The sequence below is a fragment of the Tabrizicola sp. genome (assembly GCF_034366665.1).
GTDB lineage: Bacteria > Pseudomonadota > Alphaproteobacteria > Rhodobacterales > Rhodobacteraceae > Tabrizicola.
The window spans coordinates 12,593-33,556 of the sequence record NZ_JAXMMF010000119.1 but is presented as its reverse complement, the minus strand read 5'-3'; the positions used below and the strand labels follow the sequence as shown (position 1 = coordinate 33,556).

Sequence of the window (20,964 nt, the reverse complement as noted above, 5' to 3'; positions counted from 1 at the left end):
CCTTACCGGCTGACGCGGGTCCAGGTCAGGATCACGCTGGCTGACAGGGCCGCAAAGGCCAGTGCCGCGACAGGCACCCCGGTCCAAAGGGCAAGCCAGATAGTCAATCCAGCCGCAACGATCACCAGAGCGATAAGTCCAAGGAAATGGGTCAAGGGCATTCTGTGTCTCCCTGACTTTCAATCTGCGCTTCGGGAGAGGCTTAGACAACCCCCTCCCGAATCACAGAGGCGTGCTTCAGCCGTTCGGCTGGTTGTGCTTGCGCGCAACGAACTGCTTGGCGGTTTCCACCGCCACGGCGGCATCGCGGCAATAGGCGTCGGCACCGATCGCCTTGCCGAATTCCTCGTTCAGCGGGGCCCCGCCGACCAGCACGATATAGTCGTCGCGCAGACCCTTTTCCTTCATGGTGTCGATCACGACCTTCATGTAGGGCATCGTCGTGGTCAAGAGCGCGGACATGCCCAGGATGTCGGGCTTTTCCGATTCCAGCGCTTCGAGATACTTCTCGACCGAGTTGTTGATCCCAAGGTCCTTCACCTCGAACCCCGCGCCTTCCATCATCATGGCGACAAGGTTCTTGCCGATGTCGTGGATGTCGCCCTTGACGGTGCCGATCACCATCTTGCCCATCCGAGGCGCACCGGTTTCCACCAGCAAGGGCTTCAGGATGAACATCCCGGCCTTCATCGCGTTGGCGGCCAGCAGCACCTCGGGGACGAACAGGATCCCGTCGCGGAAGTCGGCCCCGACGATGGTCATGCCGGCGACCAGCGCCTTGGTCAGCACGTCATAGGGGGTCCAGCCGCGGGCGATCAGCAGGTTGACGCCTTCTTCGATCTCTTCCTTGAGACCGTCGTAAAGGTCGTCATGCATCTGCAGCACAAGCTCGTCATCCGACAGTTCGGAAAGGATGATCTCGTCTTCGTCAGCCATCTGGCGTGCTCCAAGCGGAAGGGTCTGGCATCGTGATGGGCGCAAACCGGCGAAGTCACTATGCGACAAGCGACATGCCCGGGATGAAAGCCGACAGCAAGCGCGAATCTGGCGCTCGCAGCCCCGGATGTGCGAGAATGGGACAGTCCCTGGTGAAAGGTCGTGATGGTGCGCGTCTTCCCGCTTTCGGCCCTTGGCATCCTCTGTGCGGTTTCAGCCAACGTGGCAACGGCCCGGATCATCGACCGCACGCTTCTGCCGGTGTCGATCTTCGCGGGCGGCCACTGCGACCGCAAACCGGACGAAATGCTGCCCGCGCCAGGGACCGAGACCGGGACCATCGACCACAACTTCCGCGGCTTCGACTTTGTAACAGAAGGCGACATCCTGCCGCCGGCCATCGGCCTTGGGTTCGGGCTGCGGGTAAAATTGCCGGGCTATGGTCCCGGTCACCTGATGACGATCCGCATCAAGGCGCCGAACAAGGATGTCAGCACCTGGGACATCAAGGTCCCCGAAACCGGCACGATGGAGGTCGGCCGCCTGCCAATGCCCGGACAAGCCCTGCCCGAGGGGCGCTATGTCCTGACCATCCTGCACGGCGACACCCTGCTGATCGCCTATGACTTCGTCATCGTGGGGCTGGATGACACAGGGCTCTGCGTCCCGCTCCTGTCGTGACTTGCCCCTTCGCTGCATGTCGTCCGATGCAGGGTTGGCGATGTTCTTTCTTTGTTCTAGACTTGCGGCATGACAGTCAACCCTTCCCTTCTGCCCGGCCAGCGCCTGCGCGCGCGGGGGGCCGACAGCAACCGGACCGGCCGGTATGAAGGCACCGCGCGCGAGGCTTTCGATGACGGCTGGGACCTGCCCGAAGAAGACCGCCTTGTCGCAACCGAGGTCCGGCTGGAACGCCCGCGCTCGGCCCTGACGTTCAACCGGTCCCCGGATGTGCCTTTCGACCGCTCAATCAACCCCTACCGGGGCTGCGAGCATGGCTGCATCTACTGCTTCGCCCGGCCCAGCCATGCCTTCCTGAACCTGTCCCCCGGCCTTGACTTCGAAACCCGGCTGATCGCCCGGCCCGGCATTGCCGAAGTGCTGGAGGGCGAGCTTCGCCGCCCCTCCTACAAGGTCGCCCCGGTGGCGATCGGCACCAACACCGACCCCTACCAGCCGATCGAGCGGGACCACGGGCTGATGCGCCAGGTGCTGCAGGTGTTGGCCGCCTTTCGCCACCCGGTCTGGATCACCACGCGAGGCACCACCATCGAACGTGACATCGACCTGATCGGCGGGATGGCGGCCGAAGGGCTGGCCTCGGTCTCGATTTCGGTCACCACTCTGGACGAAGGGTTGGCCCGCAAGATGGAACCCCGGGCGCCCGCGCCGAAGCGGCGGCTGCAGATGATCCGGCGGTTGGCCGAGGCTGGCGTGCCGGTCCGCGTCCAGGTCTCGCCGCTGATCCCCGCGCTGACCGATCACGAGCTGGAGGCGGTGATGGAGGCGGGCCGCGACGCCGGGGCGCGGGCCGCGAACACGATCCCGCTGCGCCTGCCGCTGGAGGTCTCGGCCCTGTTTCGCGACTGGCTGGCCACAACCGTCCCCGACCGGGCCGAGCGGGTAATGGGCCGGGTGCGAGAGTTGCACGGCGGGCGCGACTACGACCCCGAGTTCGGAAAGCGGATGCGGGGCGAAGGCCCTTGGGCGGATCTGATCCACCTGCGGGCCACTGTGGCACGCAAGCGGCTGGGGCTGGCGGAAGGCCTGCCCGCCTTGCGCACCGACCTGTTTGCCGCGCCGCCCAAGGCAGGCGATCAGTTGTCGCTGTTCTGACCGGCTTCGACCGGGGGTCAAATTTCTTGAGTAAGAAATTTGTCAAAATCCTTGCGTAAGGATTTTGGCCACTGCCCGACCGTTCAGCCCCGAATTTTCAGCCCCGAATTTTCAGCCCCGACGGCCGCGGCGTTCGCGGCGACCTGCGCCCGCATCATCCCCGGTCCCGTCCGAAGCCGAAGAGAACCCACCGAGTTTCGCCTGAATCACTTCCAGCGACGGGCGGTTGCCCTTCGGGCGGCTTTCCAGCGCGACCCGCATCGCGCGCAGGTGCTCCGGCATCGTGCCGCAGCAGCCGCCGATGATCCTGACACCCGCATCCCGCGCCAGCACGGCGTATTCCGCCATCAGTTCGGGCGTTCCGTCATAGTGGATGTGGCCATCGTGGTATTTCGGGATCCCGGCATTGCCCTTGGCGATGATCGGGCGTTCGGTCCCCGTCGCCGCAAAGCCCAGCACCGTCCGCATCAGGTCCGACGCGCCGACCCCGCAGTTCGCGCCAAAGGCAATGGGCGGGTTCACCAGCCGCTCGACCATGTCGGCCATCGTGGCCGAGGTCGTGCCCATCATCGTCCGCCCTGCCGTGTCAAAGCTCATCGTGCCGCACCAGGGCATGTCGGCGCGCAGGGCTGCGTCCGCCGCCGCGCGGTATTCTTCGGGGGCCGAGATCGTCTCGATCCACAGGACATCCGCCCCACCCTCTTTCAGCGCTTCGGCTTGTTCGTGGAACATCTCGACTGCCAGCGCATGGGTCAGCGAGCCCATCGGCTCGAAGATTTCGCCCGTCGGCCCGATCGAGCCCGCCACCACGACCGCCCGGCCCGCCTTGTCGGCGATTTCCCGCCCCAGTTCGGCGCCGACCCGGTTCAGCTCACGCACCCGGCCCTGCGCCTGGTGCAGCTTCAGGCGCGAGGCGTTGCCTCCGAAAGTGTTGGTCAGGAACAGGTCCGACCCGGCCGCCACGGCGTCGCCGTAAAGCTTCAGGATGTTCTGCGGCTGATCGACGTTCCAGAATTCCGGCGGTTCGCCCGATGAAAGACCCATGTTGAACAGGTTCGTGCCCGTCGCCCCATCGGCCATCAGCCAATCACGCGTCTCAAGCATCCGGGTCAGGGCATCGGTCATCTCAAACTTCCTTCAGGCGGGCCTATCCCCTTCCCTCTGCCACGGGTTGCAGCCAGAGGCAATTTCATTATCCGCAAGTCGTGTTGTGGTCGGCCTCATCTCGGCCCTGCCCGCCGGACGCTGCACCGCGCGCCAGATTTCCCAGCCGACCAGCGCCAGGGCCAGCCACGAGGGTCCCGCGATGTACAGCCTGCGCCAGTTTGGCGCGAACCCGGCCTTGAATTGCATCAGACCCGGCATCGTGTCGCGCGCCAGCCTGCGCCCCAGACGCGCCACCGGGTCGGCGGCGTCTGGCCAGCCCCCGATGGGCACCGCCGCCAGCGACAGGATGCGGGCCCCGGCGGCGCGCGCAGCTTCGATGCCCGCAACCACCAGAAGCTGTGCCGTCCCCTCGGGCGCGTCCGGCGCGGGACGCAAAAGGTCAAGTGTCCAGACCACCTGTCCCGCAACCCGCGCTGCATGAAAGGTCGCAAACCCGACGGTCCGCCCCGCCTGTGAGGCCACGATAGCCTGTTGCCCGGCGCAATAGGCGGGATCGAACCGCCCCATCGAAAAGCCGTACTCCCCGCCGTGAGCGGCCGTCCAGGCGGTATTGACGGCCGCCAGAGCTGTCCAGTCCGGCTCTGCGGCACGCGCCGCGACCACGCCCGTCGCAGCCGCCCGGCGCAGCTTTCGCCGCAGCCCGGCCCGGGCCGGGCCGTCCAGCCCGAAGTCTTGTGGGCAGAGCCACGCCTCGCACGCGACGGGCAGAACAGCGAGGCCGGCAGCCCGCGCCCGCGCCGCTGTCCGGGCGTCGGCCTTGTAAAGAACCGCAAACCGCCCTTCCTCTTGCGCTGCGGCTTGGAAACGGTCCAGGTCCGCGACGGCGGCCAGTGCCACCAGTCCGTGCGGCGTCCGTCCCGCCAGGAACCCAGCAGCATGTGGACGCAAGGTCCCCTGGGCGCCAAGACCCGCCTCGGCGATCTCGGGCGCGGCAAGGCTGGGCAAAGTCAGCCCCGCATCGCCGTGACACAGCAACGCCACTCCGGCCCCGGCCAAGGCAGGCAGGGCATAGTAAAGCCCGCGCCACGCCAGAACCCCGGCCACCAGCGCCTCGGGTGGGGCAGCGGACAAAAGCGCCAGCAACACCAGCTCGAACGCGCCCAAACCGGCGGGCGAGCCGGACAGCAGACCCGCGCCAAACGCCAGCAGGAAAGCCGGAAGGAAGGCTGCCAGACCGATGTCTGCCGGGACCAGAAGCCATAGCGCCAAGGCCGCCGCACCGCAGTCGATCGCGGCAAGGAAGATCAGCCGCGCGCCCGTGATCAGGTTCGGCATCCCGGGCCGCGGAAAAGCCAGGCCGCACAGCAGCACTGCCACTGCCACAAGCCCCCAGATTGCCACGCCGGAATACGGCGCACCCGGCACGGTCACCAGGACCAGAACCGTCAGCACGGCCCAGGCCACCAGGAACGAGCCCGCCACAAGAAGCGACAGCCGCGCGGCCCCCAGAAACCCCAGTTCCGGCAAAAGCCGCCAGCGGACAAGCGTCCCGGCCACCACGCCCATCCCGACAGTCTGCCCGATGGCAATGGCGGCAAACCCCGCGCTGCGGGCCCGCCCCGGGGAAATGCCGGTCGCCAAATGGCGATGCAGCGCCAGGTCGTATCCTGCCACTGCGCAAAAACTGATCAAGGTCGCGCAGGCCGCCAGAACCCAGGGCAGCCATCCGACCTGGCCCAGCGCGCCCAGCACCCGGACCGGATCGATCGCCTGCATCTGTCCGGCCAGCAGGCCAAGGCACAAAAGCCCGCTTCCTGCCGTCAGCCCCAGCCGACGATAGAGTTTGGGACCCAATGCCCTTGCAGCCGCCATGCGTCGCATCCGTCCCTTCGTGCCACCGAAGGACAAGAATGCAGATCAGGCATGGCGATCCGGTTAACGTCTCAAATGCGCAATGAAAAAGCGCGGCCCCGGAGCGGGACCGCGCCCTTCCGGAGGATCAGCGGCTTAAAGTTCCGACATCAACTGCGTCTTCGCGACGGGCAGCAGTTCGCGCATCTTGGCCCGCACGTCGTCGGCGCTGGCCTTGCCGGCGAGGTCGGCCACGACCTTGCGGACCACATCCTCGTCGCCTGCTTCCTCGAAGTCGGCGCTCACCACTTCCAGGGCATAGGCGGCCGCCGCGTCACCCGACTTGCCCATCAGGTCCGCGGCCCAAAGCCCGACCAGCTTGTTGCGCCGCGCCTCGGCCCGGAACTGCATCTCGCTGTCATGGGCGAACTTGGCCTCGAAGGCATTCTCGCGGTCGTCAAACGTCGTCATGGGCTTCCCCCGGAAGTGCGGTTGTTTCCATCCATATGCCTATCCGCACCCAACACCGCAAGCCCCTTGGCCACCGCCCGGGCTGCTCGCGCCTTGCGAGTGTGGTCCCCTTGGACTATAGCCCAAGGAAAGCGGTTTGAAGGCGACACCCTGTCACCGCCCCCCTGATCGAGTGAAGCATGGCACGGCGCAAGAAGGTCTACGAAGGCAAGGCCAAGATCCTGTACGAAGGACCCGAGCCGGGCACGCTGATCCAGTATTTCAAGGACGACGACGCGCCGTCCGTCGCGGCCCCCGCCACGCGCGAGGGCAAGGGCGTCCTGAACAACCGGCTGTCGGAATTCTTCATGGCGGGCCTGAACCAGATCGGGGTGCCCACGCATTTCATCCGCCGCATCAACATGCGTGAGCAACTGGTGCGGATGGCCGAGATCATCCCGCTGGAAGTGGTGGTGCGCAACTTCTCGGCTGGCCCGATGACCACGCGCCTGGGTATCCCCGAGGGCACGCAGCTGCCACGCCCGATCGTCGAATACTATTACAAGGACGACAAGCTGCAGTCCCCCCTGGTGGCCGAGGAGCACATCGTCGCCTTCGGCTGGGCCAACCAGCAGGACCTGGACGATATCGTCGCGTTGTCCCTGCGGGTGAACGACTTCCTGTCGGGCGTGATGATGGGCGTCGGCATCCGGCTGGCCGATTTCAGGATCGAGGTCGGCCGGATCTGGGAAGGCGATTTCATGCGCCTGATCGTGGCGGACGAGATCAGCCCCGACAGTTGCCGCCTGTGGGACATGCGCCAGCCCGAACGGCCCGACGGCACGATCCCCGACCCGCAGCCGATGAACGACGTCTACACCGAACTGGCGCGTCGGCTGGGTGTCCTGCCCACGAACATCACCCACACGACGAAGCCCACGCTGATCAACTGACCGGCTTGTCGCCCGCCCGACCCTTCGCTAAGGACGGGCCACAGCAACTTCTGGAGGCCCCGATGAAAGCCCGCGTCACTGTCATGCTGAAGACCGGCGTCCTTGACCCGCAGGGCGAGGCCGTGCGCCATGCGTTGGGGTCGCTGGGGTTCCAGGGTGTGACTGGCGTGCGGCAAGGCAAGGTGATCGAGCTGGATCTGGCCGCGACCGATGCCGCGAAGGCCGAAGCGGACGTCAAGGCAATGTGCGACAAGCTTCTCGCCAATACCGTGATCGAAAGCTACCGGGTCGAGCTGCTCTGACGATCTTCGGGTGGGCGGATCGCCCACCCTACGCGGGCGCCAGGTAGGGTGGGCGATCCGCCCACCTTCCCGCCGATCGCCTTACCGTCGCGAAACCCGCAGCCAGATCCCGTCCTTCGCCCGCACTGTCAGATGCGCCACCGGGACTGGCACCCGCCCCTCCACAGCCTGAAACCGGAACGCCCGCACCAGATGCGCCAGCATCAGCGTGCCCTCCAGCATGGCGAAGCCCGCCCCCGGACAGACCCTTGGCCCGCGCGAGAACGGCAGGTAGCCGCCCTGCGGCACCTCGCCGGCCCAGCGGTCGGGGTCGAAGGCGTCAGGCCGGTCCCACAAGCGTTCATGCCGGTGCAGGTGCCAGGGACTTATCACGACCTGCGCGCCCTTCTTCACCGCCCGCCCCCGGAACTCCTCCGGCCGCACCGTTTCGCGCACCAGCATCGGCACCGGGGGATAAAGCCGCAGCGCCTCGCGGAAGACATCGCGCGTGAACCGCAAGGACCCGACCACCCCGAACTCCGGTCGCAGACTGGCCGCTTCGGCGGCCACGCGATCCTGCGCCTCGGGATGCGTCGCCAGCAGATACAGCGCCCAGGCCAGGGCCGAGGCACTGGTCTCGTGCCCGGCAAGGAAGAAGATCGCCACCTGGTCGACCATCTCTTCGGTCGCGAACCGCTGCCCCGTCACCGGGTCCGGCGTGGTCATGATCTTCGTCGCCAGGTCTTCCGGGGCCTGGCCCGCGACAATCGCCGCCGCCCGCGCTCCCGTCAGGTCCTGGATCAAGCTCCGGATCACTGCGGCCGACCGCTTTGTCGCCCCCCGGTGCAGCCGAGGAAACCAGCGCGGCAGGCGCAGGAACGCCCCCAGATTCAGGATGGGCGCCGACCGCTGATAGGCCCGGAACTCGTGGAACACCGCCTGCGCCACCCGGTCCTCGATCGGGATCGAGAACAGCGTGCGGAAGATCACATCCGCTGCCGCGTGGCTGGAGGCCAGTTCCACCTCGACCTCGCCCTCGTCCATCCGGGCCACCGCCGCCTCCGCCGCCGCCCAGATCGCCGGGAAAGCCGCCTTCAGCCGTCCGCCCTCAAACGCAGGGTCGATGATCCGGCGCTGGCGCAGCCACTCCTCCCCGTTGGTGACAAAGACCGACCGGCCCAGCAGGGGCCGCAGGCCTTCGGTCACCCGGTCCGACTTCGGGAAATTTCCGGGCCGCTCATCCAGCACCAGCCGCACCAGGGCCGGGTCATTGCAGAGGTAGCTCTGGAAGAACGGCGTCCGGAATTCCGCCATCCAGGCCCGATAGAGCCGCGCCGGTTGCGCCGACAGGATGTCGCGCCGAAACGCGCGCAGATGACCGAAGAGCGAGACCTTGTCCGCCCGCGGCTCGGGCTTCGGCGGGGTCATGCCGCGTCCCGGTAGGGGCTGTATGGCGTAGTGATCCGGCTGGCCGAGGGGTTGCGGCGCCGATAGCGCTTGCGCAGCGACATCGGTCCCGCAGTGATCTGGAAATAGTCGTAGTCTCCGGGCCTGTCGAACGCGCACATGTACTGGAAATGCAGCCGGAAGAACCGGCGCTTCAATTCGCGCCACCGTTCGGGGCTTAGCGTCTTGGTGAAGGACGCCGAGATCACCAGCGGCCAACGCTGCGCTTCGGTCGCAACCCCGCTGACCGCAACCGGATCGCACAGCGCAAAGCTGCAACCGTCGCTGGGTGCCGTTACGTCGACCCAGGTCACTTCGGCGCATTCCGACAGGCAGCGCAAGTCGGCCCGCAGCCGCTGGGCCCCGGGCAGGAAGGACGCCATCGGCACCGCCTGCCCCAGGCTCAGGAACGAAAGCGAAGGTCCTGGGGGCAGGCCTTCGCGGATCAGATCGGCCAGCACCGAGACCCCGATATGCACGCCCGAGGAATGGCCGACCAGCAACACTTCCTTGACGCCACTGGCCAACGCGGTCCGAACCCTGGCGCGAAAGACGGCCAGCCGCTCTTCCAGCGCCGCCGGATAGACCCCGCCCCCCAGCGCGGTGAAGGCAAAGTCGTGCATCAGGTAATAGACGTACAATCGTCGGTCCAGCCGCCGAAACCCCGCCAGCACGGCCCAGACCACCCCGGCCCCCAGGACCCAGTCGATCCCGGTCCAGGGCGCAAGCCACACCGTCAGCCCCCCGGCCAAAAGCGCCAGCAGCCCCTGCAGCAGCAGCAGCACCGCCGGATACAGCGCCGCAATCATCGGCCCCTTGCGCAGCCGGATCAGCCGGAACAGCGCCCCCGAGGCGATGTAGACCCAGGCCGTCCGGGCCAAGAGCACATAGGTCCCCACGATGCCGCGTGTCATAGATCCCTTGACCAGGTCGGACCAGACCAGAACCTCGACCTCGGCCTCGATGTCGCGCCCGTCGATGTGGGCCTGGACCTGCCAGCCATAGGTCTGGCCCGGTCGCGCCTTCAGCGTCAGCTCGTAGCCCGAATGTGCGGCCTGCGCGGCGCCTTCGGTCCGGTAAAGCTCGCGGTAGCGGCGCGGCGGAAACGGGTCATAGCCGGGGATATAAAGGACATGCCGCCGATAGGCGCCCCTTTCCCCCGCTGGTCCCGACTGTTTCACGCGTTCCACCATGCCGCCATTCTGATCGGCATACCTTACCTGACGGTTAGCAAGAGGAAAGCATCAACCCGGCAGGGGGAGGCCCAGAACTTCGTAGGTCTCCAGCATCCAGTAGCTGAAATCGGTGAAGGCCCCGGTCACCAGCGCCAGGCCCACGATGATCAGAAGGGCGCCCATCAGCCGCTCGATCAGCTTCATGTGGCGCTTCAACTTCGCCATCAGATGCATTGATCTTTCTATGAAAATCGCGGCCAGCAGGAAGGGCAGTCCCAGGCCAAGCGCATAGACGCCCAGAAGCAGTGTGCCGCGCTGCGTGCTGCCCTCTTGCGCTGCCAGCGACAGGATCGCGCCCAGCTGGGGGCCGATGCAGGGGGTCCAGCCAAAGGCGAAGGCCAGGCCAAGCAGGTAAGCCCCCAAGGCGCTGCCGCCCCGGTCCCCTGCGTCCAGCCGCATTTCGCGGTCCAGAAGCGGGATGCGGAAAACGCTTAGGAAATGCAGGCCGAAGATGATGATCACCACGCCCGAAATCCGGGCCAGCAGGACCTGGTTCTCCAGCACGAAACTGCCGAACGCCGAGGCGGTGAACCCAAGCAGCAGGAAGATCGTCGACAGCCCCATGACGAAGAACAGCGCCGGCAGGATCACCCGGCGGCGCTGAGTGCCCTGGGCGGTCATCTCGCCCATGCTGATCCCGCCCATATAGGCCAGGTAGGGCGGCACGATCGGCAGAACGCAGGGACTCAGGAATGACAGGACACCTGCCAGAAGCGCGACCAGCATCGCGGGCAGAAGGGCTGCGTCGATGATCTCGATTCCGAACATGGGGCTCCCCGTCCCGTCCCAGATAGACGCTTTCTTGCCCCGCGTCACCGGGACACCGCGTCACATCCGCGTTGGGGGCCTGTAACCTTGCCGCAGGGCTGCACGACAGCTACACCCCAGGCATGGCGGATTGGGACATCGAGATCGATTGCGAGGGGCTGCTGTGTCCCCTGCCGGTGCTGCGCGCAAGGAAGCGGCTTCTGGCGCTGGCTGTGGGAACCGTAGTCTGCGTTCGCGCGACCGATGCGATGGCCCGGGTCGACCTGCCGCATTTCTGCGCCGAGGCGGGGCACGCTTATCTGGGCGCGCAGGACCAGGGCGGGGTCACCCTGCACCTGATCCGGCGCGGCTGAAACGGAAACGGGCGGCCGAAGCCGCCCGTCCTGTTGCCTTTGGCCTGCCTTAGCGGCCCAGCGACCACCAGCCCTTGCGCTTGGGTTTGCCGGCATCGTCTGCGTCCGGCGTGGGGGCCTCGGCCTCGGCCGGATCGGCCACCACCGTTTCGGCCACTGCGAGCCCCGGATCCGCCGCCAGCATCGGCGCGGGTTCGGAAACCGGCGCAGGTGCCACCTCTGGCGCGGCCGCCTTGGCCCGAGATCCCCTGCCCTTCGGCTTTGGAGCCTCCGCCACCGCAGCCTCGACGACCACCACCTCAGCCTCGGCAACCGGCGCATCGGCCGGAGCCGCCTTCGACCGGCTCGCCCGCTTTTTCGGCGCGGGTTTCTCTTCGGCCACCAGCTCGGCTGCGGGTTCGGGAGCCGCCTCGACCACCGGGGCAGCCTCTGCCGCTGCAGCCTCTGCCTTGGCACCACGCGGCTTGCGGGTGCGCTTCGGCTTGGTGGCCGACGCGTCCTCGACCACTTCCGCGCCTATTTCGGCGACAGCGACCTCCGGCTCGGCACCCTCGTCGTCGCCATCCTCTTCGCCATCGTCGTCCGAGGCCTGATCTTCACCCGACCCGTTGCCCGCAGCGTCATCCCGCTGGCCCCCGCGCCGACGACGCCGACGCCGACGCTTCTTCCGCCCTGGCTGGCCATCGCCCTCGGCCGCAGGTGCGGGCACAGCGGAGGCAGCCACGGGAGCGGCCACAACCACCACCTCGTCCTCGACGTCCTCTTCGACCAGCTCGTCGACGAAATCCTCGTCTTCCTCTTCCTCCGCCACTGGCGCGCCCATCAGCCCCGCATGACCCGACACGACAGGGGTCTCGGGGACCACCCGCAGCGCGGTCTTGAACTTCTCGATGGAATAGTCGGGAGAGACCATCATCGGGTCCGCCTCAAGCCGCACGGACATCCCGTAGCGCGCCTCGATCATCGCGACATGCTCGCGCTTCTGGTTGAAGAGGTAGTTCACGATCCCGACGGGCGCCTTCAGCAGCACCTCGCGCGACCGCTTCCGCGTGCCCTCTTCCTCCAGCGCGCGCAGGACCTGCAGCGCCATGCTGTCATCCGACCGGATCAGCCCGGTGCCGTGGCAATGCGGGCAGGGCTGGGTCGTCGATTCCAGCATCCCGGGCCGCAGCCGCTGACGGCTCATCTCCAGAAGGCCGAAGCCACTGATCCGCCCGACCTGAATCCGCGCCCGGTCGGTCTTCAGCTTGTCCTTCAACCGCTTCTCGACCGTGGCGTTGTTGCGGCGTTCCTCCATGTCGATGAAGTCGATGACGATCAGGCCGGCAAGGTCGCGCAGGCGCAGCTGTCGCGCGATCTCTTCGGCCGCCTCGACGTTGGTCTTCAGCGCGGTTTCCTCGATGGACCCTTCCTTCGTGGCCCTCCCCGAGTTCACGTCGATCGCCACCAGCGCTTCGGTCACCCCGATCACGATGTAACCACCGGATTTCAGCTGCACCACCGGGTTGAACATCCCCGCGAGATAGCCCTCGACCTGGTACTTCGCAAAAAGCGGAGTCTGCTCGGTATACCGCACCACCTGCTTGGCGTGGCTTGGCATGATCATCCGCATGAAGTCCTTGGCGGTGCGATAACCGCCCTCGCCCTCGACCAGAACCTCGTCGATCTCACGGCTGTAAAGGTCCCGGATCGACCGTTTGATCAGGTCGCCCTCTTCATAGATCTTGGCCGGAGCGATCGACTTCAGCGTCAGCTCGCGGATCTGCTCCCACAGGCGCATCAGGTATTCGTAGTCGCGCTTGATCTCGGGCTTGGTCCGCTTGGCCCCTGCCGTCCGGACGATCAGGCCCGCACCTTCCGGCACCTCCAGCTCGCCCGCGATTTCCTTCAGCTTCTTGCGATCCACGGCATTGGTGATCTTGCGGGAAATCCCGCCGCCCCGCGCCGTGTTCGGCATCAGCACGCAATAGCGGCCCGCCAGCGACAGGTACGTGGTCAGCGCCGCACCCTTGTTGCCGCGCTCTTCCTTGACGACCTGGACCAGCATGATCTGCCGGACCTTGACGACTTCCTGGATCTTGTAGCGCCGGGCGCGCGGACGGCGAGGAGCGGCGATTTCCTCGGCCACATCCTCTTCGGCGATGGATTCGATTTCCTCGTCGGTGTCGCTGGCATGGTCCACGGCGCGATACCGCCCACCATTGCCGTTCTCGACCGACTCGTTGTGATGATCGTGCTCGTCGCCATGCGCGTGGTCATGCTCATGGTCATCATGGTCGTGCAGGTCCTGCGAGGCCTCTCCCGCCTGAACCAGCGGGCCATCGGCGGCCTCATCATCGTCAAGGTCGACCACATCCATCCCGGCGGGACCCTCGGCCACCGCGTCGTCGGACTTTACCGCTTCGGCCTTGGGCGAAGGCCGCGGCCCGCGACGGCGCGAGCGACGGTTGTCTTCCTCTTCCTCGGCGCGGGCCATCGCCCGCTCTTCCTCGATCAGCGCCTTACGGTCGGCGACCGGGATCTGGTAGTAATCCGGGTGGATTTCGGCGAAGGCCAGGAAACCATGCCGGTTCCCGCCATATTCCACGAAGGCCGCCTGCAGCGAGGGTTCAACCCGCGTCACCTTGGCCAAGTAGATGTTCCCGGCCAGCTGACGCTTGTTTACGGTCTCGAAATCAAATTCTTCGACCTTGTTTCCGTCGACCACGACAACCCGGGTTTCCTCGGGGTGAGTGGCGTCGATAAGCATTTTCTTTGACATGTTGGTCCACTGCGCCCCGGGCGCAACGGGTCGCCTGGCGGACCAGACGGGGGTTCGAAACGGACGGGGCGGCTTGTCTGGGCGCGGGCAGCGGGCACATGCAACGGTCCTCGACCCTGGGGGCCGACTGGATCGCTGGGTAAAATGCCTGCACGCCTCATCGCGGTTACAATTGAAGGGCCTTTCGGGCCCCTCACCTAATCAAGCCAACAAATCCAAGGACTTGCAGGCAATGTGCACGACCTTGCGGCCGATCCGGCTCCCCCAAGGCGACACGTTCCGACGCGCCCAAGCCCCAAGGGAGAGAATTCTTCGGGCAGAAAAACTGCCTTCAGGCGACCCTAGCGGCAAAAACCGACCAAGGGCAATGGCGAATTTCGCAGAGCCCACGGCGCGTTTCAGCGCCAGGCCGCGTTGAGGCAGGTCCAATCCGGCTCGGCACCGTTCCCACAAAGCGACCGCGCCACCAGATCGGGGTCCAGCGGGTCATCCCACAGCGTCTGCCAATTCCCGGGCGCAAGCGGAATGCCCAGCGCGGCCCGCATCGACGTCAGGTCAAGAACATCGAACGTCAACTCGGCAAGACGAAAGCGGCCCTGCCCCGCCTGCAAGGGCGCCATCGCGAGCCGCAAGAGAACCTTGCGGCCAAGCCCCAACCCTGCCTCCAGCGCGCCGGGACTGGTCTGATAATAGGGCCGGGTCGCGATGATCAGATAGTCGATCCGCGCTGCCGCCGCGCTGCGTTCTGCCGCGCCCAACCGTCGCTTCCGCGGCTCCCCACCCCTGCCGACGGCCCACTGCTCCAACGGCAAATCGGCAAGCACCAGCGGAGCCGCAAAATCCAGTTCCTCCACCGCCTCCAGCGGCAGGGCAAACACCCCACCCGCCCCACGCCCTTGCAGAACTGCTGCGCAAATGTCGTCTCGACAGGCCCATTCGGGCGCGATCAAAAGAGGCACCCGCGTCGTCATCGCCGGCGGCTGGCCCAGAACTTCGGCGGTCTCGGTCCACCAGACCTGCAGCCGCTGCCAGCCCTGGCTTAGCACGGGCACTCCAACGGCAAGGGCGAGCACAAGGGCCAGCCCGCGCAGCCCGGTCCGGCGCCACTTGCGCACCAGGATCATGACCAGCAGGACAATCGCGATCAGCCCATAGACCAGCACCGCAAGCAGAAACTCTGCCAAGCCGTCATAGCAGCCCCCGCCGGTGCATTCGGCCAGCGCAGGGCTTGCCAGGAATGGCAGAAGCCCCGGCAAGATCAGTGTTTTTCCTGTCACGCGCGCCTCCGTTCGACAGAGGCAGTTACACTTGGCGCGAAGCGGACAGCAAGTGCGGGTTCCCGACCCGCCTCGTTCGACTGCGTCTTCTCGTCACTGACCGACCAGAACAGAAGACGAGGCCAGCGCGACGCGGGAACCCGGTTTGCGGCCTGTCAGACATAGTCCCCACGGCTGAGGCCATACTTGGCCATCTTCTCGTTCAGGGTCCGGCGCGGCAGGCACAACTCCTCCATCACCGCCACGATAGACCCCTTGTGACGCCGCATCGTGTTGTCGATCAGCATCCGCTCGAAGGCTTCCACATAATCCTTCAACGGCTTGCCTTCGGTGGTCAACGCTGGCCCCGAAGCCTCATTCTCGGCCATCAGAAGGCTGGCAATCGACCCCGACCCGCGCCGGTTCTGCAACACGGCGCGTTCCGCAATGTTCACCAGCTGCCGCACATTCCCCGGCCAGGGCGCCTGCAGAAGCTGCGCCGCCTCCTGAGCGGTCACCTGCGGTGCGTCGCAGCCGTATTCCTCGGCGAACTGCTCGGAAAGGCGGGTGAAAAGCTGCAGGATGTCCTCGCCCCGCGTCCGCAAGGGCGGCAACAGGATCGTCATCGCCCCCAGCCGGTAGAAAAGATCCGGCCGCAAGGTCTGTTCCAGCGTCGTGTCGGGCGCATGGCTGTTGCAGATCGCGATGATCCGGGTTTCGGGCGGCACTCCCTGGTCGTTGATGAAGGTCAGAAGCCGCGCCTGCAAGGCACCCGGCATCGCCTCGATGTCTTCCAGGCACAGCGTCCCGCCCCGGGCTTCCTCGACCAAGGGCAGCGCCCCATCCTCGGCCGGGCCGAAAAGTCGGCCGGCCAGCTTGTCCTCACTCCACGCCGCGCACGAGATCGCGACGAACTTCTTCGAGGCCCGCGGCCCCACCGCGTGCAGGGCGTGGGCGACCAGCGTCTTGCCCGTCCCCGTCTCGCCGTCGATCAGCACGTGGCTGTCCGCCTGGCCAAGGTCCAGGATATCCTCGCGCAGACGCTCCATCGCAGGGCTGGTGCCGATCAGCTTCTTGATGATCGTCGACCCATCCGACAGCTCTTTGCGCAGCGCGCGGTTGTCCAGCGTCATCCTCCGGGCCTGGGTTGCGCGCTTGGCAAGCTCGGTCATCCGGTCCGGGTTGAACGGTTTTTCCAGGAAATCGAACGCGCCCACCCGCATCGCCTCGACCGCCATCGGCACATCGCCGTGGCCGGTGATCATGATGACGGGAAGCCCCGAGTCCTGCCCCATCAGCCGCTTGAGGAACGCCATCCCGTCCATCCCCGGCATCTTGATGTCGCTGACCACCACGCCCTGGAAATCCGGCCCGATCACCTTCAGCGCCTCTTCGGCGCTGGCATAGGTTTCCGTGTCGAACCCCGACAGCGCCAGCCACTGGCTGATCGACTGCCGCATGTCCGCTTCGTCATCGACGATTGCGACTTTCATTGCCCGGGCCATGTGGACCTCTTCATTCTGCTGCTTCCTGTTTGTTGCCCAGGATCGGCAACTGCATCTCGAAAACGGCGCCGCCCCCTTCGCCGTTCCGTGCGGTCAGACGGCCGCCCAGATCGGTGACGATCCCCGACGAGATCGCAAGGCCAAGCCCCACGCCCTCTCCCGGCTTTTTCGTCGTGTAGAAGGGTTCGAACAGGTTCTCGAGATCGGTGATCCCGTGGCCATTGTCGCGCACTGTAAGTGTCGCGGTTTCGCCCGCCGACAGAAGGATGTCGATCTGCGGGTCCTTGGTGTCTTTCGTGGCGTCCAGCGCATTGCGCAGAAGGTTGATGATCACCTGCTCCAGCCGCAGACGGTCGGCCATGACCATCACGGCCTGGCGCGGCATGCCCCGGCTGATCTTCACGACGCGGGCCTTCAGCTGCGGCTCCATCATCGCCAGCGCCGAGGACACGCAGGCGCGAAGATCAACCTCTTCAAAGGCTTCCCCGCCTTTCCTCGCATAGGACTTCAACTGCCGCGTGATGGCGCCCATGCGTTCGATCAGGTCGTCCACGCGCTGGAACGACGACAAGGCCTCATCCAGACGCTTGCGCTGCAGCAAGAGCCGCGCACCGGCAAGATAGGTCTTCATCGCCGCCAGAGGCTGGTTCAATTCATGGCTCACCGCCGCCGACATCTCGCCCAAAGCCGCCAGCTTCGACGACTGCGCCAGCGTCAGTTCCGCGACCTCGAGGTCCTTCTTGACCTTTTCACGTTCCGCAATCGCCCGCTGCAACCGGGCGTTCAGCAGCCGCAACTCTGCCGATTCCCGCTGGAACGAGATCGACCGCGACCAGGCCCGCCGGGACAGAAGGTAGAAGGTGAAGGCCATCAGGATCGCGAAGCCCATGATCTGAAGTGCCAGGATCCCGTTCACCTGCTCGCGGACCGAGCCATAGGCCGTGAAGGTCGCGATCCGCCAGCCACGGAAGGGAATGCGCGCCTCGGTGCTCATCACCGCTTCGCCGCGAACATAGGCATCGGGCGGCTCTTGCGCCCATTCGGTCGTGGCCTGCAGCGCCCGCGAGATTGCCGAGGGCGGATCGCGCAGCGCCAGCGCCTCGTCCCGGGGCAAACCGCGCCAGCGTGGCTCGGTCGAGAGCATGACGATGCCCTCGCTGTCGGTGACCATGATCGCGTCCTGCAACCCGGCCCAGGCGCGTTCGTATTTCATCAGGTCGACCGAGACGATGATCACCCCCATGACCTTGGATTCGGCCAGAACCGCGCGCGAATAGACAAAGTCAAAGCCGCCCGCGTCGCGCTTGACCGGGGTGAAGACGGTCTCTTTCGCGCGCTGCGCATCGACGAAATAGGTCTCGTTGCGGTGGCTGGTGCCCAGCACGTTGCGGTTGGTCGCGCCCACCACCCGGCCATCGGCATCGACCAGCCGGATCGAGGCGACACCAAGCTGGCTTTGCAACGAAATCAGCTTGGCCGAGGTGCTGGAAAAGTTGCCGTCCCTCAGCGCCGTGATCAGGTCGGGGTCACCGGCCAGCAACAGCGGCACGACCGAGGTCCGCTGCAGTTCGGCCATCAGGTTCCCGGTGTAAAGCGCCAGCCGCACTTCGGCCCGGCTGCGGGTATCGGCGGTGTAGCGGTCGGTCAGCAGGCGGTTCGACACCAGCACCACGACGACCGCCAGAATCACCAGCAGCACAACGACAAGCTTGGCGCGCCAAGGCAGGCCAGGTGTCGTGGTCGGGGCTTCGCTAAGGTCGTTGGCGGTCATGGCCGAAGACTAGGCCCGCGCCGGGGTGGCCTCAAGCCGAAGGGGTTCAGGCCAGCGCCATCCCGCGCATCAGCGAGGCGAAGAGGCCCTTGCCGTCCGGCGACCCCAACGCCGCCTCGGTCGCGCGTTCCGGATGCGGCATCATCCCAAGAACGCGACGATTTTCCGACAGGACGCCCGCGATGTCGGCCATGCTGCCGTTGGGGTTCTGCCCGTAGGTGAAGGCAATCCGGTCCTCGGCCTTCAGCCGGGCCAGCCCGGTGTCGTCGATGGTGTAGTTGCCGTCGTGATGGGCGATTGGAATGCGGATCTCTTGCCCCGCCTTGTAGGCGCTGGTGAAGTCGGACTGCACCGTGGCCACCTTCAACGTGACCGTCCGGCAGACGAACTTCAGCGTGGCATTGCGCATCAGGACGCCGGGCAGAAGCCCCATCTCGGTGATGACCTGAAAGCCATTGCAGATGCCCAGAACATAGCCGCCCTTGTCGGCGTGCGCCCGGACCGCGGCACTGATCGGCGACTGTGCGGCAATGGCCCCGCAGCGCAGGTAGTCGCCGAAGCTGAACCCGCCGGGGATACCGACGACATCCACGCCCGCAGGCAGCGCGGTGTCCTTGTGCCACACCCGTTCGACCTGGAACCCCGCCCCTTCGAAGGCGACGGCAAGGTCGCGGTCGCAGTTCGAACCCGGGAAGGTGACGACGGCGGCTTTCATCGGGGCGACTCCTGTCTTCGGACTGCGCGCCTGATAGCCGAATGTGCGGCAAAGGGCCAGTGCTTGCACCACGCTTTGCAGGCATTACGCTGGCCGCATGTTGACCGATTCCGCCCTTTTCGCCCTGCACACGATCTTCGGTGACCGGGTCTCTTTCGCCGCGGCCGCCTTGTCCGAACATGCGCAAAGCGAAAGCCTCGTCTCGGGCGGCCTGCCCGATGCCGTGGTCTTCCCCCGTTCGACCGACGAGGTGGCGGCGCTGGCCCGCTGGGCGTCCACGCATCGCATGCCCCTGATCGGCTGGGGCGCCGGCAGCTCGCTTGAGGGGCACGCCCTGGCGCTATCTGGTGGCGTCGTGGTCGACTTCCGCGACATGGCCGCCGTGCTGGAACTCCGGCCCGAGGACCGCCTCGTCCGCGTCCAGCCCGGCATCACGCGTGAGGCGCTGAACCAGGACTTGCGTACAACGGGCCTGATGTTCCCCGTCGATCCCGGTGCCAATGCCTCGCTTGGCGGGATGGCGGCCACGCGCGCCTCGGGCACCACGGCGGTCCGCTACGGCACGATGCGCGACAATGTCCGGGGGTTGGAGGTGGTGCTTGCGGACGGTCAGGTGATCCGCACCGGCAGCGCCGCGCCGAAATCGGCGGCAGGCTACGACCTGACCGCGCTTTTCGTCGGCTCTGAAGGGACGCTGGGCCTGATCACCGAACTGACGTTGAAGCTGCACGGCCAGCCCGAGGCGGTGATGACCGCAGTCGCCGCCTTCCCCACCGTTGCCGCCGCCGTTGACTGCGTCATCGCCACGATGCAGATGGGCCTGACCCCCGCCCGGATCGAGTTTCTGGACGCGGAGACCGTCGCCGCCTGCAACGCCTATTCCCGCCTGACCCTGCCCCCTGCCCCGCTGCTTCTGGTCGAATTCCACGGACACCCTCAGGGCCTTGCCGAGGATGTCACCCGATTCCGCACCCTGGCATCGGATTTCGGGGCCACGGGCCTGGATTGGGCGGAACGGCAAGAAGACCGCACCCGCCTCTGGGCCGCCCGTCATGCCGCCTATCGGGCAATCCTGGCCTCGCGTCCGGGGGCGAAGGCGGTTGTGACCGACGTCTGCGTTCCGATCTCGGCCTTGGCACAGGCGGTCGAGGAGACGCGGGCCGACATCGCCGCCACCGGGCTACCCGGCCCGATCCTCGGCCATGTCGGCGACGGCAATTTCCACGCGACCCTGCTGGTGGACCCATCGCAGCCTGGGGAAATCGCGGTTGCCAAGGCCCTGGCTCAGCAAATGGCCGAGCGGTCCCTTCGTCTGGGCGGGACCATCACTGGCGAGCATGGCGTCGGCTTCGGCAAGCTGGGTCTGATGGCGGCCGAGCATGGCGCGGGCTGGCAAGTCATGGGCGCGGTGAAAGCCGCGCTTGACCCGCTTTGTCTGATGAACCCGGGAAAAGTCGTCCCGGGTCAGACTTGATCACAGATCAAAGCTTGACCGGCGGAAAAGGCCATTCTCGACTTCGCGCTGGCGACGCTCCAGGTCGATGCGCGATGCCGATGCGTTCAGATAGGCACGCTCCAAGTCCGCGATGCGGGGGAACGCCGTGCCGTTGATCAAGGATTTGAACAGGTTGAACATGATGATGTCCTTTCTTCTTGCCTTGAAGATAGGACGCTGCAGTGCGGCATTGTAGGGCCAAGGCTGAAGTGCCGCCATGCGCTGAACGCATGGCTCACCGCAAG

The 20,964-nt window shown here is 66.2% G+C and carries 20 protein-coding genes; 6 read left to right on the top strand and 14 right to left on the bottom strand.

The window, feature by feature from the left end:
• Positions 1–2: 2 nt before the first annotated feature.
• The gene (locus U1E69_RS16935) at positions 3–161 is read right to left on the bottom strand and encodes a hypothetical protein (protein ID WP_322245596.1); all 159 of its coding nucleotides are present in this window, start codon (positions 159–161) and stop codon (positions 3–5) included.
• Between the two features lie 76 nt (positions 162–237).
• Positions 238–936 carry a B12-binding domain-containing protein gene (locus U1E69_RS16930; protein WP_322245594.1) on the bottom strand — a complete coding sequence of 233 codons (699 nt, stop codon included), beginning with the start codon at positions 934–936 and terminating at the stop codon, positions 238–240.
• A gap of 165 nt (positions 937–1,101) precedes the next feature.
• Between U1E69_RS16930 and U1E69_RS16925 the strand changes: the two genes are divergently transcribed.
• Both U1E69_RS16925 and U1E69_RS16920 read left to right on the top strand, forming a co-directional pair.
• Positions 1,102–1,617 (top strand): hypothetical protein, encoded by a 516-nt coding sequence (locus U1E69_RS16925; protein ID WP_322245593.1) that lies wholly within the window; start codon positions 1,102–1,104, stop codon positions 1,615–1,617.
• 69 nt (positions 1,618–1,686) lie between these two features.
• Positions 1,687–2,772 (top strand): PA0069 family radical SAM protein, encoded by a 1,086-nt coding sequence (locus U1E69_RS16920; RefSeq protein WP_322245592.1) that lies wholly within the window; start codon positions 1,687–1,689, stop codon positions 2,770–2,772.
• A gap of 111 nt (positions 2,773–2,883) precedes the next feature.
• On the opposite strand, the gene bmt is transcribed toward U1E69_RS16920, so the two are convergent.
• The 3 genes from bmt to U1E69_RS16905 all read right to left on the bottom strand — a co-directional run bounded on the left by bmt (position 2,884) and on the right by U1E69_RS16905 (position 6,201).
• Entirely contained in the window at positions 2,884–3,897 is a 1,014-nt protein-coding gene (bmt, locus tag U1E69_RS16915) for a betaine--homocysteine S-methyltransferase (RefSeq protein WP_322245591.1), read from the bottom strand.
• A gap of 12 nt (positions 3,898–3,909) precedes the next feature.
• On the bottom strand, positions 3,910–5,751 hold the full coding sequence (locus U1E69_RS16910; RefSeq protein WP_322245590.1) for a phosphatidylglycerol lysyltransferase domain-containing protein: 1,842 nt from the start codon (positions 5,749–5,751) through the stop codon (positions 3,910–3,912).
• A 135-nt stretch (positions 5,752–5,886) separates the two neighbouring features.
• The gene (locus U1E69_RS16905) at positions 5,887–6,201 is read right to left on the bottom strand and encodes a DUF1476 domain-containing protein (protein ID WP_322245589.1); all 315 of its coding nucleotides are present in this window, start codon (positions 6,199–6,201) and stop codon (positions 5,887–5,889) included.
• Between the two features lie 179 nt (positions 6,202–6,380).
• Here U1E69_RS16905 and U1E69_RS16900 point away from each other — a divergent pair, with 179 nt between their 5' ends.
• Together U1E69_RS16900 and purS are read left to right on the top strand one after the other, a co-directional pair.
• Entirely contained in the window at positions 6,381–7,133 is a 753-nt protein-coding gene (locus U1E69_RS16900; RefSeq protein ID WP_322245588.1) for a phosphoribosylaminoimidazolesuccinocarboxamide synthase, read from the top strand.
• Between the two features lie 62 nt (positions 7,134–7,195).
• Positions 7,196–7,435, top strand: a complete 240-nt coding sequence (purS, locus tag U1E69_RS16895; RefSeq protein ID WP_322245587.1) for a phosphoribosylformylglycinamidine synthase subunit PurS — start codon at positions 7,196–7,198, stop codon at positions 7,433–7,435.
• 81 nt (positions 7,436–7,516) lie between these two features.
• Here the strand turns inward: purS and U1E69_RS16890 are convergent, their stop codons facing one another.
• The 3 genes from U1E69_RS16890 to U1E69_RS16880 are packed head-to-tail and all read right to left on the bottom strand — an operon-like array spanning position 7,517 to position 10,863.
• Positions 7,517–8,842 carry a cytochrome P450 gene (locus U1E69_RS16890; RefSeq protein WP_322245585.1) on the bottom strand — a complete coding sequence of 442 codons (1,326 nt, stop codon included), beginning with the start codon at positions 8,840–8,842 and terminating at the stop codon, positions 7,517–7,519.
• Entirely contained in the window at positions 8,839–10,053 is a 1,215-nt protein-coding gene (locus U1E69_RS16885; protein ID WP_322245584.1) for a hypothetical protein, read from the bottom strand. Before U1E69_RS16885 ends, U1E69_RS16890 begins: the two co-directional genes overlap by 4 nt.
• A gap of 51 nt (positions 10,054–10,104) precedes the next feature.
• Positions 10,105–10,863 (bottom strand): cytochrome c biogenesis CcdA family protein, encoded by a 759-nt coding sequence (locus tag U1E69_RS16880; protein WP_322245583.1) that lies wholly within the window; start codon positions 10,861–10,863, stop codon positions 10,105–10,107.
• 122 nt (positions 10,864–10,985) lie between these two features.
• On the opposite strand from U1E69_RS16880, the gene U1E69_RS16875 reads away from it, so the two are divergent.
• Positions 10,986–11,216, top strand: a complete 231-nt coding sequence (locus tag U1E69_RS16875) for a sulfurtransferase TusA family protein (RefSeq protein ID WP_322245581.1) — start codon at positions 10,986–10,988, stop codon at positions 11,214–11,216.
• A 49-nt stretch (positions 11,217–11,265) separates the two neighbouring features.
• Here U1E69_RS16875 and U1E69_RS16870 read toward each other — a convergent pair whose 3' ends face one another.
• From U1E69_RS16870 to purQ, 5 genes are all read right to left on the bottom strand, one after another.
• Positions 11,266–13,977, bottom strand: coding sequence for a ribonuclease E/G (locus U1E69_RS16870; RefSeq protein ID WP_322245580.1), 2,712 nt, complete (start codon positions 13,975–13,977; stop codon positions 11,266–11,268).
• A gap of 398 nt (positions 13,978–14,375) precedes the next feature.
• Positions 14,376–15,254 carry a hypothetical protein gene (locus U1E69_RS16865; protein ID WP_322245579.1) on the bottom strand — a complete coding sequence of 293 codons (879 nt, stop codon included), beginning with the start codon at positions 15,252–15,254 and terminating at the stop codon, positions 14,376–14,378.
• Positions 15,255–15,409: 155 nt separating this feature from the next.
• A complete protein-coding gene (locus U1E69_RS16860; RefSeq protein WP_322245578.1) occupies positions 15,410–16,738 on the bottom strand; it encodes a sigma-54 dependent transcriptional regulator in 1,329 nt (442 codons plus the stop codon).
• A 10-nt stretch (positions 16,739–16,748) separates the two neighbouring features.
• Entirely contained in the window at positions 16,749–18,509 is a 1,761-nt protein-coding gene (locus U1E69_RS16855; protein WP_322245577.1) for a sensor histidine kinase, read from the bottom strand.
• Between the two features lie 46 nt (positions 18,510–18,555).
• Positions 18,556–19,224: a phosphoribosylformylglycinamidine synthase subunit PurQ gene (gene purQ, locus U1E69_RS16850; protein ID WP_322245576.1), complete on the bottom strand. Its 669-nt coding sequence runs from the start codon at positions 19,222–19,224 to the stop codon at positions 18,556–18,558.
• A gap of 97 nt (positions 19,225–19,321) precedes the next feature.
• Here purQ and U1E69_RS16845 point away from each other — a divergent pair, with 97 nt between their 5' ends.
• The gene (locus U1E69_RS16845; RefSeq protein ID WP_322245575.1) at positions 19,322–20,698 is read left to right on the top strand and encodes an FAD-binding oxidoreductase; all 1,377 of its coding nucleotides are present in this window, start codon (positions 19,322–19,324) and stop codon (positions 20,696–20,698) included.
• Here U1E69_RS16845 and U1E69_RS16840 read toward each other — a convergent pair whose 3' ends face one another.
• Positions 20,699–20,938: a hypothetical protein gene (locus U1E69_RS16840; RefSeq protein WP_322245574.1), complete on the bottom strand. Its 240-nt coding sequence runs from the start codon at positions 20,936–20,938 to the stop codon at positions 20,699–20,701. It abuts the gene before it with no gap.
• Between the last annotated feature and the right edge of the window lie 26 nt (positions 20,939–20,964).